This window comes from Desulfovibrio diazotrophicus, assembly GCF_902498985.2.
Classification (GTDB): domain Bacteria; phylum Desulfobacterota; class Desulfovibrionia; order Desulfovibrionales; family Desulfovibrionaceae; genus Desulfovibrio; species Desulfovibrio legallii.
The window spans coordinates 258846-275343 of sequence record NZ_OX346397.1 but is presented as its reverse complement, the minus strand read 5'-3'; the positions used below and the strand labels follow the sequence as shown (position 1 = coordinate 275343).

Genomic DNA, 16498 nt, shown 5'->3' with positions numbered 1-16498 from the left:
GGAATGGAAAGCCCCACGTATCAGGAAGGCTATGCCCAAACCCCGGCTACGGGCGGCCCCCAGGGCGCAGCGCGGCAGGAAACGGCAGGCCGGTCCGAACAGGCGGCCACGCCGCAGCAGGGCGAACCGCAACACCAGCCCCAGGCGGCGGATTCCATCGGCCAGGGTTTTGCAACAGCCCCCAAGGGCGCGCCACAACCTGCGGCCGAAGGCGGCTGCAGCGCGCACCCTTCCTCTGTTGCGGACGCGCCTCAGGGCGGCCCCGCGCAAGGCTATGCAGCTCCTCAGGGCTACGGCGTTCCTTACGGCAATGCTGCATCTCCGCAAGAGTTTGCCGCGCCCCAGGGCTATAGCGCACCGCAGGGATATGCCGCGCCCCAGGGCTACGGCGTTCCCCAAGGCTATGCGGCCCCTCAGGGCTATGCAGCACCTCAGGGCTATGCAGCACCTCAGGGTTCTGCGGCCCCACAAGGGCCCGCCACGCCCCACAGCCATCCTGAAGGCCCGGCAGAGCACGCGCCCTCCGAGCACAAATGCACTTGCGGCCACCACTCTGCCGCGCCCGAAGCGCCGCAAGGGGCCAACCCCGCCATGCCCTACGGCCCGCAGCCCGGTCCCAATCCCGGCATGGCCTTTGGTCCGCAGCCCGGCATGTTTCCCGGCGCACCGCAGGGCGCTCCCCAATTTGCCGGCATGCCCTATGCTCCCCAGCCCGGCTATGCTCCCGGCATGCCTTACGGGCCCAATCCCGGCATGCCCTATGGCCCACAGCCCGGTATGCCTTACGGGCCGCAATTCCAGCCGACCGGCCCCGCGCCGCAGCCCGAACACGAAGGCTGCAGCGGGCACAGCGGGCCTGCCGCCGCCCCCTTCGGCTTCCCCGGTTTCGGCGCTCCCGCCTTTGCGGCCATGGCCGGACAGTACGGCGAAGACCCACAGCATTTGCAGAACCAGTACGGGCAAATGCTGCACATGTGCACCGAACTCATGCAGGGCAAGGCCGATCCTTCAAAAATCCTTTCTTTTCTCACGGCAAGCGGCACGCACTTCTGGAAAGGCGCTCTGGTGGGCGCGTTATTGACCTTTGTGCTGACCAACAGCTCTGTCAAATCCGCCTTGGGCGAAACTTTTTCCGCCATTTTCGGCGGCGACAAGCCCGATTCCGCGGCCTGAACGGCCCGCGCCAATCCTTAACCGGAAAGGAACAACTATGTATCCCTCCTATCAGTACAATCAGCAATATCCCCTGCAGCAAAGACTGACCAACCTCCCGGTGGGGGCCATCGCCACCATGGGCATGGTGGGCGCCATGTTGGGCGGCGTCGTGACTGCAGCCCGCGATATGCGGGCCCTCAAAGCCGGAGAAAAAACCCGGGGCGAAGTCGCGGGCACGGTGGTTAAAGAAGCCGTAGGCACAGGCCTGGCCACCGCCGTGGGCACGGCCGCGGCCGGCGCATTTTTCCGCAGCGGTCCGCTGGCCTTGGCCACCATGGCCGCTGTGGGCATAGGCACAAAATATCTTTACGACGGGCTGACCAATGCTGCCTGCGAGGCAAAAGCCCCCGCCCCGGCGTCAACCAAGCCCGCCGCCAAAAAAGCCTGAACAGGAAAACGTCATGTCTACATTTACGCAGTATCCCAACTATCCCTATGCGACAGGCAGCGGGCAGTACGCACAGACCGCCCCTACCGGCTACCCCACGCCACAAGCCTACGCGCCCGTTCCACAGACCTCCTGGACACAAGGCTGGCTGGCCTTCAACGACCCCGGCTACATCAAGGGGCTGCTGCTTGGCGCGGCCGCCACCTACCTGCTGACCAACCCCAAGGTGCAGCGCGCTGTAGTCAAGGGCGCAGTGGCCCTGTGGTCCTCGGTGCAGGGCAGCGTTGAAGAGGTAAAGGAGCAGATTGAGGACATCAAGGCCGAGATGAGCATGAAAGCCGATGCCAATACCAAATAACGACGCCGTAGCTCTGCGCCGCAGACAGGCCAAGCTGGGCATGACGCTCTCGCTTGGCGCTCTGGTGGCCAGCGGCATTCTCTCACGCCTGAACGGCCCGTGGCAGCAGGGGGCCAGGGCGCTGCACGTCTGCTCCGGCGCGGCGCTCATCGGCTTTTCCTACTGGCATGTGACGCTGTACCAAAACAACGCCCACATGAAAGGACGCAAGGCATGAAGCAAGCCCGGGCTTTTCCAGAGCCGGGGGCACGGGTGGGCCACTTTCGGGTGGCCCACACCCTGCCCCGGAGAGTGCGGCTGAAGTCGCCCCTGCTGGCCGACCCCGCCTTTGACGCCGTCTACTTTCAGGCGCTGCTGGAATCGCTGGGCGGCGTGGCCGAAGCGCGCGTCAACGCCGCCGGGCGCAGCCTGGTGGTCGCGTACGATGGTCAACCGGCCACATGGGAAAAAATCGCCTTCAACCTCAAACACATGCCTGAGGAGGCCTTCCCCGCGGACCACGACGCCGAGCAGACGGTGAGCGGTGCAGCGGTGACGGCCAAAGCCCTGCTCACGCTCGTTTCCCGGGCCCTGCCCCCCCCTGCCACGGCAGCCCTGGGCTGGGGCATGGCCGTCGGGGACATCATCAAAGGCATAGAAAGTCTTATTTCCCGCGGCCTTACTGTGGAGACCCTTGACGCTGCGGCCATAAGCCTGGCCCTGCTGCGGGGCAACTACTTCACTGCCGGCACCATCACCACCATGCTGGCCCTGGGGCAGTATCTGGAAGGCCAGAGCGAACAACGCTCTACCGCACTTTTGAAAGGCCTGATGCGTCCCGGCGGCGACAGCGTCTGGGTAGTGCGCGACGGAGTGGAACAGCAACTGCCCGTGGAAAAAGTGCAGCTGGGGGACAAGGCCGTCTGCGGCGCGGGCGAACTCATCCCCATCGACGGCGTGGTAGCCGAGGGCGAAGCCTCCGTAAACCAGAGCTCCATTTCCGGAGAATCCGTGCCCGTACACATCCGCCCCGGCGATCCGGTCATTTCCGGTTCGATCATTGAAGAAGGACGGCTCATCATCACGGTGGAACGGGTAGGGGCAGAAACCTCCATGGCGCGCATCGGCCGCTTTATCGACCAGTCGCTGCGCGGCAAATCCAAAACTCAGACCAAGAGCGCCGCCCTGGCCGACAAGCTGGTGCCCATAACCCTGGGCCTCAGCGGCCTCATGCTGCTGGTCACCCATGACGTAAGGCGCGCCACCTCAGTACTGACCGTAGACTTTTCCTGCGCGGTCAAGCTGGCCAGTCCCGTGGCCGTGCGCTCCGGCATGTACGCTGCGGGCAAGGCCGGCGTGCTGCTTAAAGGCGCGGCGGCGCTGGACGCCTTGTACGACGTGGATACCGTCGTCTTTGACAAAACAGGCACCCTGACCACAGGCGTCATCGCCGTCACCGACATTTTGCCCCAGAAAGGTTATGACGCGGCAGAAGTGCTGGCCCTTGCCGCCGGCGCGGAAGAGCATTACGACCACCCCGTGGCCAGGGCCGTGGTGCGCGAAGCCCAAAACCGTCGCATAGCCCTGCCGCCCATCAGCCGGGTGGACTTTATCGTGGCCCACGGCGTGGCGGCCTCCATTGGCGGCAAACATGTGCTGGTGGGCAGCCACCATTTTGTGGCCGAGGACGAAGGCGTGGCCTGCGCCCAAGTGGAAGCGGCCGCCGCCAAACTGCGCCGACAGGGCAAATCCTTGCTCTATGTGGCCAGGGAGGGCCTGCTGGTGGGGCTCATAGCCCTGCGCGACGAAGCGCGTCCAGAGGCCGCAGCGGCGCTCACGGCGCTTAAGGCTTCGGGCGTCAGCCGCATTGTGGTGCTCACGGGCGACCATAAGGATACGGGGCTGGCCCTGCGCCGCCAGTTGCCCCAAATCGACGAGCTGCACAGCGAGCTGAAGCCCGAAGACAAAGCCGCGGTCATTGCCCGGCTGAAGCAAGAGGGGCGCGTCCTGGCCTTTGTGGGCGACGGCGTAAACGACGCCCCCGCGCTGGTCACCGCCCATGTGGGCGTATGCATGCCCAAGGGGGCGGACCTGGCCCGCGAGGCGGCGCAGGTGCTGTTGTTGCAGGAAGACCTGCACACGCTGGTCGTGGCGCGCGAGGCGGCTGTCCGCACCATCAGAATCATCCGGCAGACTTTCGGGGCCACCATTGGCTGCAACTCGCTGATCATGCTCATGGCCACCGCCGGCATGCCGCCCGTGGTCACCGCGCTCTTGCACAACGCCTCGACCATCGGCATTCTGGGCTATGCGGCCATGGCAGCCTCCCGCCCCCTGGACATCAAAGAATCCGCCAAAGAAGCCGTCGCTGTTCCCAGTAAGGAGAAACTATGCTGACAACGCTTGCCGCCGCTCCTGTGGGCATGCCGCTGGTTATTGAGCGCATTGTGGGGCCGGAGTTTGCGGCCCGCCTGCAGCGCCTGGGCCTTTATGAAGGCGTGTCTCTGACGCGCCTGGACGACAGTGTGGCCGTGGGCCCCGCAAAAATTCGCGGCCCGCACGGGGAAGTGACCCTGGGCGGCGGCATGGCGGCACGGGTCGTCATCCACCTGGACAACGACCGCCGCCAGCCTCTGCTGGAGTGCAGCCCTGGCGACAGCGGCCATGTGGAGGGCATTACCGGTCACCGTGGAGTTGAAGAAACCCTGGCTACCCTGGGCATCAAGGAGGATGACCGCATCACCTTTTTGCGGCGGCTGCCCCCCATGCTGTACAAGACCGTGGTGGATGACACGACCACCATTCAGATCAACGAGGGCCTGGCTGCAAAAATCTTTGGCGATACGCCCTTGGGCCCGGCCCAGTTCTGCTCTGTGGGCGTGGGCGAGGAGTTTACCGTGCGCAAGATTCTGGGGGGCGCGCACGCCGGCGAGAGCCTGGAGCTTTCGGGCGTTCGTGTGGGCAGCAGGCTGAACCTGGTGCAGGTCTCCGCTGCGCAGGTCATGAGCTTTGCGCACCACACGCCTGTGGTCTGTTCCACGCGGGACGGGCTGCGCCTGTACTTTCACGCCAAGGACGCCGAGGGCATCCACGTTTCCGCGTGAAGCCCCTGCAACGGCCTCCAGCGAGGAAGCCGATCCCCTTGCGGCATGCCCGGTCCAATAACCGGGGGCTTACCCCACGGCCGCCACGGAATCTTCATGCGGCCTTTGTCGCAACACTGCCAGGCAGACGGCACAGACTGCTGCTGCGTCCGCTAACGCTCCGGATTTTTGCAAACGCCGCCAAGCCCAGGCCGCGCTTTCCTTCCGCATGCTACCGTACAGGTCTGACGCCCCAAACGCCATCCCGTTTAAGGCATTTCAACGGTGCAGTGCCCCAGGCTGCCGCCTGCCCAAACCACGGCGGCACCTGTTCGCCGGGAGCGCATTGACAGATTACAATCATTGTTCAATACTGGATAAATAAATCTTTCTGACCGTCAGTTACCCCCGGTAGCACCACGCCTGCATGTCGGTCAGGAGAAAACTGTTTTCCCCTTCACGGCGGCAGCCCCGCTACGTTTGCAGACCACTTGCCGGGCCTGCGGCGTTTTTTTGCGGACAGGGGCGGCCCACCGCAACTGCACGGAGACGCACGGTGCGTAAACAGCTTGCCAAATCCTGTCTTGCCGAGGATGAGAACAAAGCGCTCCCTAAATCCCCAGACACCAGAACCATCGCCACACGCAACAATCTTATCGAAAGCGGGCTGGCCCTGCTCCAGGAAGAAGGCGGCTACGGCCTCACCAGCCGGAAGATAGCGCAGCATGCAGGTGTGAACCACACGCTCATCAACTACCATTTTAACAGCCTTTCCGGCTTGCTCGACGCCATTTTTGAGCACTGCATCCAAAAACTGCACCAGAACATCATGCCCTTTCTGGACGCCTACATCACAGAACTGGACCAAACGCCCGACGATCGCCTGGCAAATTTTATCCAGGGGCAGGTGCCCGCTCTGTTGCGGGTTTTTTCTGCAAAGGACAACAAACCTCTCCTTAATCTTCTTTCCAGCCCGCAGGCGCGGTATCTCGGCACTTACGCCATGCTTCAGGAGGCCGTCCTGCTGCCGCTGCACAGGGCCATGAGCAAGCTGGCCGCACGAGCCACAAGGCAACCGCCGGAGTCCTTGGAAGTAGGCGTGCTTGGGCATCTTGCCCTCACGCAGGTCATGGCTTTTTTTCGCGGTGGCTATCCCGTATGCCGCCACATGAACTGGCGCGGCATTCCCGACGACGCTCAGGCCACCATTGACGGCATGGTGGCAGACAGCATCTGCCGCATCTTTCATTTGTCCGTCTGAGGTCGCGGCGGGCAGACCCCTCTGCCCATGCGTTTTCTATGCAACTGCCGTCTGTGCCAATGGCAGGTTGCCCTTGCGCCGTCGCGCAAAAAAAGATATGAATTGACAGCAGGTTCGACCTGTTTTTCCAAAGCAAAGGCGCGCGGATCGCGTCGCTGCCGCTTGGCCTGCAGAAACGTCACACTCTCCACCCTGTCACACCAATCGAAAGTTCTATGCACGACAACTGCCCTCCTTCCTGTAAAAAATGGGGACAGTGCGGGGACAGCAATACCGCTGCACCGCGCTGCCGCTACAGGAGGCAAATATGCGTTACAAATGGCGGCAATTGGATGAGGGCATCCGCGTTCGTGAGCACCCCACACGCAGACATGGCATCAAACCGGACGCGTATTTTGTAATCCGCTATCAAATCGACGGCAAACGGCAGGAAGAAGCTCTGGGCTGGGCCTCCCAGGGCATGACTCTGGCTAAAGCCCGTCTGGAACTGGCCAGGCTTAAGGAATCTGCGCGGACGGGGCGCGGCGAAACCTCTTTGCGCGCCCGGCGCAAAGCGGCTATGCAGGCACGTGAAGAGGCGGAAAAAGCGCAAAAACTGGCCGCCAACGCCACTGTCACTTTTGCAGAATTTTGGTGCAGCACCTACTGGCCAGGTGTGCAGCACATGAAGACTCCGGCCTCCCTGCAAACAGAAGCGGGCCTGTTCAACAACTGGATTTGCCCCATTCTCGGTGAAGTTCCCCTGCAGAGTCTTGTGCCCGGCCAAGCTGAGGCTGTAGCGCGCAACATGCTCAAACACGGCAGGGCCCCGCGCACAGCCCAATACGCGCTGGCAATCATCTCACAAGTCTGGAACACGGCTTACGGGCACGGCATCCTTTCAGGAGAAAACCCCGTACGCCGCACCAAAAAACCCAAGCTCGACAACAGACGCATGCGTTTTCTTACCCCGCAGGAAGCCAGGTTGTTGCTCTCCGCCATAAAAAAGCGCTCACAGTCTTTATATGACAGTTGCCTGCTGTCGCTTTTTTGCGGCCTGCGCGCCGGAGAAATCCATGCGCTACGCTGGGCCGACATTAACCTGACCACCGGCGAAATCTCGGTACGGGATCCTAAAAACGGCTACAACCGCCACGTCTACATGACGGCAGAGATTCAGCAACTGTTGCGCCGCCGATATGCCGGCCAGGGCAGAGGCGAATTGCTCCTGCCCGGCCGTAACGGCAAAATGCGCAGTAAAGTTTCAGACCTTTTTGCACGCTGCGTGAACGAGTTGGGCCTGAATGACGGCATTGACGACCGGCGCCTTAAAGTGGTCTTCCACACCCTGCGCCATACTTTTGCCAGTTGGCATGTGGAACGCGGCACCCCCCTCTTCCAGGTGGGTACCCTTATGGGGCACCGTACAGTGCAAATGACCCAGCGCTACAGCCACCTTTCGCCAGACTCTGCCCGTAAGGCAGCCATGACTCTGGAAGGAGTGCTTACAGCCTGACGCAACGCATTTTAATTTTGAGATTATACATTCACAAAACTTTTACCCCTCCTCAATCCGGCGCTTAACAGCGCAAATAAATTGCGCTTATGCCTATGGGGCAGACGTCTGCCTACGCAACTACGGGGTATTCCAAAGGGAAATTGCCCTCATATAACGGCGCGATCCGCTGCTGCAAAAGCCCCTGTCCGCATGCATGACAGGGGCTTTTTTGTCTGCCCGCAGCGGCATGGCAAGCTGACCGCATGGGAACAAAAAATAAGGCCCATCATCTTGCCCCGGCAACTGGGGACAGCGCGGGGACAAAATATCCCATAGCCAACGTGCCCGTGCAGCTGTGCCCAATATGCCGCTACCCTTTTCAGCATATTGATATAGAATATATATCATCCTCTGATGAGCAATCTGAAGCCTATAGCGCAGCTCTGGACAAATATAATGACGCAGTGGCCGCTTTAAACGCCGCAAAAGCCAAAAGCGACAGCCTCGCAGAAGTTGCGCAAAAGCTGGCCAACAGCCAGGATGCGGAAGGCCATGACGTCATCATTATAGACGATGCTGTGTTGTCGCAGGGCGCTGACGTGCAGTACTCATACACGGCGGACGGGAATACCTACACCCGCACCGTACACGTCAATGTGGACGAAGGCAGCTCCTACCGGCTGGAAAGCTCCACCAAAGGCTCCCTTTACCAGGCCACAGGCGACGACGTCTACAAAATCACCGGCTCCGCCAGCAACGGCGACGAAACCGTCTCCATCAACGGCGCGCTCTTAAAGGGCTCAAAAATCGACCTGGCCGCCGGGGAAAATACGCTGGAGGTGGGCGGAGCGTCCGTGGCTGTGGGGGCAACGGGTTCCACCATCCTGAGCGGCAAGAATGCCTCGTCCATATCCTTGACTGGCGATACGGGGATTTCTGCCACCAAAGTGACCATGGGCGCGGACAGCGACACACTGAACATCACATCCACAAACAGCGACATGGTGGTTACAGAACCCCTTTCTCCCTATCCGTCTTCGGGCACATACCAAGGCACCAGCTACGCTGTTTCCGGCGGCACCATCAATGTGGGCAACGGCGATAACAGTGTCGTGATCAATACGCAGACCGGTATCGGTATGACCGGCAATGCCAAACTTATTGCCGGAACGGGCAATGATTCCATTGAAGTGGCCGCGCTGGCCCGCTACGGCTGGGCGGTTTATGGCGGCTCCATTGCGGCTGGCGAAGGCAACAACACCATCACGCTTGGAGGTCTGGTGGGCCTGGGCCGCAGCACCAACGCCAGCGGCAGGGTTACCGCCAAGGCTTCTCTGACTACCGGAAAAGGCAACGACAGTATTAGCATCCGCACTAGCGGCGGTGATGGCCTGACGAGTCAGATGGGCGTGGGCATGTATTATTCCAGTATCAAGGACACCGGCGGAGCCAACACCGTCACCATCAATTATGATGGCGGCAGCGGCGCCGTCAGCATGCACAACAGCACCATCAGCCTCGGCGCGGGGAATGATGAAGTTACCATGTCGTCCGTGTATTCCGGCAATCTCTACGGATTTATACAAACAACACTATATGGTAAATCCATATTGGATACTGGTGCTGGTGACGACAAAGTTACCCTGAAGGGCAATGTGACGGGCACCAATAAAAAAAATATGAGCGCCGTCAACCTTGGGGCAGGACAAAATATTTTGAATGTTGAGGGTAACCTTGCCTACGCAACCATTGCTGGGGGCGCGGGCAAGGATATCGTGAGCATCATCGGCGAAAACGGCGGCACGTATGGTGTTGACGGCACAGCAACCCTCCAGCCCGCCCAAATATCCTACGCTACCATCAACCTGGGCGCGGGCGACAACGAACTGGCCATCGGCGATGTGGCGGGCGAGCAAAACGGCGCGGGCAGCGAAATTACCTATTCATCTGTGACGCTTGGCGCGGGGAATGATACGGCCCAAATCATCGGGCACCTGGATTCCTCTACCATCAAAGATGCCGGCGGCAACAACGCCATAACGCTTTCCAGCACCACGGCCGAAGGCATCATCCTTACCAACAGCAGCGTCACCTTGGGGTCCGGCCATGACACGTTACAAATTCTTGCATCCGGCACGGACGGCAAGGCTATCTTCGGCAGCTCCGGCGTTAGCACCGGGGCAGGGGATGACCTAGTTGAGATAGCCGGCGACGTGCATTCGCAAGTTGCCAAAGCTGTAAACATCAACCTGGGCGCCGGCAATAATACCCTGACTATTGATGGCGATGTAGGTTTTATGACCTACCTTGTTGATAGAGACAACTACACGTGGGCATCTCCCACCACCAACAACTATGTGACCATCACAGGCGGCGCGCAGTCGGACGACATTGCCGTCACCGGCACCATCAGCGGGGCCACGGTAAACGCCGGGGCGGGCAATGACAGTGTGACCATCGGCAAGACCCTGGGCGACAAGGCGATTCTGGCCGGCGGCAAAGGCAAGGACACCTTGAACGTGGCGGGCATTGCCACCGAAGTCATGACGGACCAGTACCTGCTCGACACAAGCTCAACTACACTGGTTGGTTCATCCGGCAAGATATCGGGATTCGAGGTCTTGGATGTGGGCAGTAATGACGGCTTGAGCACATTGCTGACCATCACTGGCAACCTGCCCACACTGCTGAGTGTGGATACCGCCGTCAAATACACGGTCACCACAACAGATGGAACGAACAAAACTTACAATGAAAAATCTCTGATCATCACCGGTGATGAAGAAGATTCCTACCGCCTTGGCGCGGACTGGACGGTGCTCGGCGTCACCACTGTGGGCGGCGTGGAGTACACGGTCTTGCAGCATTCGGGAGGTAAGGCTCGCGTTCTGGTGGATAACGCCATGGCCATAAGGGAAACTACCAGCTACACCACTAATGGCGACATAGCCGATAACGCAAACCTTGTCGACGTCGCCATCTCGCTGACGGAAGCCTTTGAAAAAACATTCGGCTCCCTTGAATGGTCCACGCTGGATCTCGGAGATGACAACGATTCCGTAACCGTCACCGGCCGGACAGGAGTGGCCATCATCAATACCGGCGCGGGGGCCGACAGCCTGAATCTTTCCGGCGCAACGGAATCTTCCACTGTCAGCATGGGCGCAGGCAACAACAGCCTGACCGTAGCGTCGGCAAGCGCATCATCCTTTGACTTGGGGGATGGGGCCGACACGGTGCGCATTGCTGCCGCCAGCGACAGCATATTTGATCTTGGCGGTGGCGCGGATACGCTGACCGTGGCTGACGCCGCATCCAGCACCTTCAATCTTGGCGCCGGCAATGACGGCACAACACTTGGGGGCGGCACTGACCTCACGATTAACATGGGTACAGGGCAGGACACCCTTGCCATCAACGGCCCCGTGAGTGGCGTCACCGTGACCACCCAAAGCGGCGACAACTCTCTGAGCATTGCGGGCTGGGCCTACACCGAGCTTACGGCACAGGCCGGAGAGGTTTATGAAACTACCGGGCCCACAGGGTATCCCTATACATCCCACACAATAACCGTAACACCCACGGAGTACATGCCTACTAACGGCGTGGCAAAGAGCGTTTCCGCCACCCTCGGATCCGGTAATGACACGCTGCGTATCGGAGACAACGCCACTGCCGCCATGCTGGCGGGCGGCTACTTTGATGTGGGTGATGGCGAAAATGTGGTGGATGTGCATCTGCGGAAAGCCTACTACGCCAAAAACAACAATTACCACTCCCAAACCTCCAATGGGGGTTCAACCAATACTTATACAGATACGACGTACGAAGCCCCCGTTATTGCCCTGGCCGGCAACCTGGGCGAAGCGACCATTAGCATTGTTGAAGACCCTGCCCTGGTGGCGGCCAGACAGTCTTATTTGCATCTCCAAATCGGCTCCGCCCTCTCTGATGGAATGACGAAGCTCGGGGCATCTACGATCGACATGGGCGCTGGGGTCAATACGCTGTCCATCTACGGCGCCACACAGCTTTCAGACACAACATTTAAATTTGCCGATACATCCACCAATCTGATCAATGTCGGCGGCGATTCTATAAGTATGGCCGATACCGGCATTTATCTCGACGACGTTACCTTCGATCTTGGCGCTTCCGCCACACAGGGCACTGTTTTCACCAATCGATTCGATGCCTGGGGCATGCAGGGCATGGACAACAAGCTGACAGTTCTCGGCATAGGAGCGGGCAATATTACCCTGGCCGACCGCCTGGAAGGCGTTACTGAGGAGGACGACGTCCCTCTGGGCAATGATACTCTGACCCTGGCATTGGGAAAAGTGGCTGATTTACGAGGGCTGGGCATCAATCTGGGCTCCGGTGACGACAGCCTGACCATAACCACCAATGTCGTGGAAAAAATCGCCAACCTGACCATCAACGCGGGCGATGGAGAAGATTCCATCTACATCGACACGCGCACTACCTCGGCGATTGTGAGGATCAGCGATGCGACCGCCGGACACACCACGGTTCTACTGGGCAACGACAGCGATACACTCAACCTGACGGCCACCAGCGGCACCTTTATCAATACGGTGTATGACCTGGGCGAGGGCGACAATTCGCTTTCTCTTAGCAACAAGACGGGAAAGGCGCTGGATAATGTCACCCTGAAAGTTGGTTCAGGAACAAACAAGGTTTCTGTGGGCAGCGGTTACACTGACGATGTCCTGACCATAGACGGAAATATTACGGGAGGTGGTAGTACCATAAGTCTCGCCGCTGGTAACGACAGCCTTACCCTGAAGAATGGAACTTACAGCTCTTCGCTTACCATCAATATGGGTGATGGCGCTGATACGCTTACGCTTGCGGGCAATAACGCCATCACCACGACATCCACCGGCAAGGCCGCTGTTCTTACCGGCGGGGCGGGCACGGACGTGCTGCAGGCGGCTGGCCTGCTGGCTGACGTCGGCGACAGCGAGCGCATGCTGGCTCTAGGCAAGGACTATACCTTTGCCAAGACAACCGGCTTTGAAATACTTGATATCGGCCAGCTGGAAGGCACGGACAAGTCCGTCCTGCTCATTTCAGGCGAAAGTGCCATCAACCTCGGCGCTGAAGTACGCCTTACCTACACTGTTACCTTCGAAAACGGCGATAAAACGGATCCCTATACAGAGGCTGTGCTGCGCATCACCGGCAATGAAGGAGACATGTTCAAACTGTCGGACGGCTGGAGCGTGGTGGGCACCACCACCGTGAGCGGCGTGGCATACTCCGTTGTGCAGCGGGAAGTTACCGCCGCTGACGACACAAAAACCACCACGCGCATTCTGGTGGACAATAAATTGAATTATATGCCCGATACGGCCATCAGCAGTGCGGATGGGGTTACCGCCGGTGCGGGATTCAGCCATGTGGCAATCACACTTGAGGAGGCGCTGAACCGCTCCATAACCTCGCTCGGGTGGAGCTCAATGGTTCTGGACGACGACAGCGACAATATCCTGACCATAACCGGCACACTGAAAACCTCCTCCCTTGCCTCCGGAGCCGGCAAGGACAGTATCAACGTGCAAGCCATGGCGGAATCCACCGTCTCCCTCGGCCATGGGCAGAACTCCGTCACCGCCAACACGGTCAGCAATACAGCCATCACCATTGGCAAGGACGCGGACGTTTTGTCTCTGGGTGCTGTCGACGGTTCCACCGTGGTTATGGGCGACGGCAACAACGTGTTTGAAGCCGCAAGCCTCACGTCTTCCACCGTCACTGCCGGGGCTGACGACGATGCGGTGACGCTTGGCAGCATGACCGACTCCAGCCTTTCTTTGGGCCAGGGCAACAACACGCTGACTGTGAGCGATACGACAACCTCGGCCAAATTGTCTGGGGGGGCCTACAATGACAGCGTTACTCTGCACGATATTGCCGTATCCACCGTCAACATGGGGGCCGGAACCAACGAACTGAAGGTTACCGGAGAAGTGACCGGGGGCAATATCGTTGGCGGAACCGGTAACGATAATATGATATTTGAAGGAAATGTTGGCGACTCCACGCTTGCGCTCAATGCCGGAGACAACAACACCCTGAGCGTTGAGGGCACAATCAGCAATACAAAAGTTACCGCAACAGGCGGGGCAAATACGCTGACATTGGCGGACGTAACAACTTCCAGCTTTAGCCTGACCGGCGGCGACAATACGCTGACTGTATCCGGCCTGATGGAGGGTGGCTCCATAGCGATGGCAAGCGGTAATGACAGCATCAGCCTGCAGCAAGCCAAAGGCGTGAGCATTGACATCAGCGCAGGCGGCGCGGACACACTGCGCATAGCGCAAATACAGGGTTCTACGACTATCGCCATGAAGGACAATGCCGTAACCGCGGGAGATGCCCAACTGGATGTGACGGGCAGCGCCGGAAACGACACCCTGACCCTGACGGGCCGGTTCTCGTCCGGCGCCGCCAGCACGGTATCCATGCAGGGCGGCAATGATGTGCTGGTGCTGAGCGGCACATCCATTACCTCGCGATTCGGCGCAAACATGGGCGAAGGAGATGATACGATCAAACTGACCGGCGAACTTGCCGGACTGAACGCCCTGCATGTTGACGGCGGCGCAGGCTCGGACGTCATCATGGCAGAAGGACTGCTCAACCAGCTCACCACCGGAACAGCAGTGAACAATTGGGGGCTGACCCTGGATTCCGGCCTCCTGCCCACTACGGTGACAGGATTTGAAGTGCTGAATATCGCCAGCGCCGACGGCGGCAGCGTGCTGCTGACCATCGCGGGCGACGCGCCCGCCACATTGGGCGGCACGGCCGTCAGCTACAGCGTGGGCGGGGCTGATTACACCGAAGCCGCCCTGGTCCTCACCGGCGCGGCGGGCGACAGTTTCAAACTCGGCGAGGGCTGGTCCGTGCTCGGCGAAACTACTGTGGATGGCAAAGGCTATACCGTAGTGCAGAAAGGTTCTGCACGTCTGTTGATAGACAGCGTGCTTACGCAGACAACGTCCGACACCAGCACCGCCGATTCTGTCATAGTTTCCGGCGCGGATCTGACGCATACCCATGTGACGCTGACCCAGGCTGTGACCGCCGCCGCCAAGCTGTCCTCACTTTCGTGGACAACCCTTGACCTTGCGGCTGCAGACAACACACTGCATGTATCCGGGGCGGTCAAGGCCTCAACCGTCACTGGCGGCGGCAACGACTCCATCAATCTGTTGGGCGCTGTTTCCGGCAGCGATATATCTCTCGGCAACGGCAACAGCACACTCACCACCGGAGCCATGTTCGGCCATACGGCAGTCGAGGCCGGGGGCGGCGCTGACGTGCTGTCTTTGGGTACGGTAACATCCTCCACGGTCAACCTGGGCGACGGGGCCAACACACTCACCACGGGCGACGTTGCCTACGGCACATTGTTGGCGGGCGCGGGCAGCAACACCATTACCCTGGGCACGGCGGCATCCAACTCCGCCGTGGGCATGCGCGATTCCTCTCTTGTGGCCGGGGATGGCGGCAATAACGTCACCGTCAAAGGGCTCACGAGCTATTCGACCATGCAATTCGGCTCCGGCAACGATACGGTGAGCCTAGTCGCCAATCTGGCGGCCCACAGGCATGACTATAACGTCATTGATCTCGGTGAAGGCGACAATAGCCTCAGCGTGACTGGTACCTACAGGTACGGATCAATCAACATCGGTGACGGGAAAAATACGGTCAATGGCGTGTCGCTCTTCAGTTCTAAAATGATCTTGGGCGATGGCGGAAACATTGTAAACGCTACAACGGTTCAAATGTCCACCGTATCCCTCGGCCTGGGGCAAGACGTGGTGACCGTCTCGCAACTGACCGGCAGCGCAGCGACCCGTTCGGCGTTCGATCTTGGTGGGGGCAATGACAATTTCGTTGTCAGCACTTCGGCCGCCAACAGCGACATCCGGATGGGAGCGGGAGACGACACGGTCAGCTTCGGCACTTCCGCCAAGGCCGTCACCTCCATCAGCAACGTGGCTGTGGATCTCGGCGACGGGACCAACAAGCTGTCCGTGTATGCCGGAACATCCACAGCGGCCAACAACCTCACCGTTTCCGGCGCGGTCAGCATCGACAGCGCCATGACCTTCGGAACCGGGGCGGACAAGCTGACGTTCGATAATGCCACCCTGACTTCAGGAATGACGGTCAACCTGGGCGCGGGGGCCGACACCCTTACCCTGGCCGGCAGCACCACGGGACAGGGCAGCTTCGACGGCGGCGCGGGCATTGACGTGCTGAACCTGGACGGCATGGGTGCAACCATCACCTTTGGCGACCTCTTCGGTACAGACGAACTGAAGCTCATGTCTTTTGAAAGCATTGACCTTACGGGTGACACGGCCAATATCCTGACGCTCACGCTGGACGACGTGAAAGCCCTGAACAGTGAGACGCTGGCAGAAAAACTGACGTATTCCGCCGGTGCAGACGAACACGAAATCGCTAAAGACAGCTTTGTATCGTACCTCACCGGCAATGCGAACGACAGCATCAATCTTGCCGACAGCTGGTCGGACATGGGCTCGCTGACCATTGGCGACATCTCCTACAAAGGCTACCAGGGCACAGGAGCGGATGCGAACCGCTATCTGCTGGTGCAGTCAGATGTAAACGTGGCGTAAGATCAATGAAAATGGCAGGGCTCGCACCACTATTCCGGCGCGGGCCC

9 protein-coding genes are annotated in these 16498 nt (G+C 59.9%); all 9 read left to right on the top strand.

The window, feature by feature from the left end:
* Positions 1-3: 3 nt before the first annotated feature.
* The 9 genes from J7I12_RS01145 (at position 4) to J7I12_RS01105 (ending at position 16451) form a co-directional block, all read left to right on the top strand.
* Positions 4-1173, top strand: a complete 1170-nt coding sequence (locus J7I12_RS01145) for a hypothetical protein (protein WP_118229199.1) — start codon at positions 4-6, stop codon at positions 1171-1173.
* Between the two features lie 37 nt (positions 1174-1210).
* Positions 1211-1603 (top strand): magnetosome protein MamC family protein, encoded by a 393-nt coding sequence (locus J7I12_RS01140; RefSeq protein WP_302548823.1) that lies wholly within the window; start codon positions 1211-1213, stop codon positions 1601-1603.
* Between the two features lie 13 nt (positions 1604-1616).
* The gene (locus J7I12_RS01135) at positions 1617-1961 is read left to right on the top strand and encodes a YtxH domain-containing protein (RefSeq protein ID WP_118229201.1); all 345 of its coding nucleotides are present in this window, start codon (positions 1617-1619) and stop codon (positions 1959-1961) included.
* Positions 1945-2178, top strand: a complete 234-nt coding sequence (locus J7I12_RS01130) for a hypothetical protein (protein ID WP_118229202.1) — start codon at positions 1945-1947, stop codon at positions 2176-2178. Before J7I12_RS01135 ends, J7I12_RS01130 begins: the two co-directional genes overlap by 17 nt.
* On the top strand, positions 2175-4337 hold the full coding sequence (locus tag J7I12_RS01125; RefSeq protein ID WP_302548822.1) for a heavy metal translocating P-type ATPase: 2163 nt from the start codon (positions 2175-2177) through the stop codon (positions 4335-4337). Before J7I12_RS01130 ends, J7I12_RS01125 begins: the two co-directional genes overlap by 4 nt.
* Positions 4331-5044: a ferrous iron transport protein A gene (locus J7I12_RS01120; protein ID WP_118229204.1), complete on the top strand. Its 714-nt coding sequence runs from the start codon at positions 4331-4333 to the stop codon at positions 5042-5044. The genes J7I12_RS01125 and J7I12_RS01120 overlap by 7 nt, the downstream gene beginning before the upstream one ends.
* 535 nt (positions 5045-5579) lie before the next feature.
* Positions 5580-6284, top strand: a complete 705-nt coding sequence (locus J7I12_RS01115; RefSeq protein ID WP_302413224.1) for a TetR family transcriptional regulator — start codon at positions 5580-5582, stop codon at positions 6282-6284.
* 307 nt (positions 6285-6591) lie between these two features.
* Complete coding sequence (locus J7I12_RS01110; protein ID WP_487125601.1) at positions 6592-7779, top strand: site-specific integrase; 1188 nt, start codon at positions 6592-6594, stop codon at positions 7777-7779.
* A 245-nt stretch (positions 7780-8024) separates the two neighbouring features.
* Positions 8025-16451 carry a beta strand repeat-containing protein gene (locus tag J7I12_RS01105; protein WP_487125602.1) on the top strand — a complete coding sequence of 2809 codons (8427 nt, stop codon included), beginning with the start codon at positions 8025-8027 and terminating at the stop codon, positions 16449-16451.
* Positions 16452-16498: the final 47 nt, after the last annotated feature.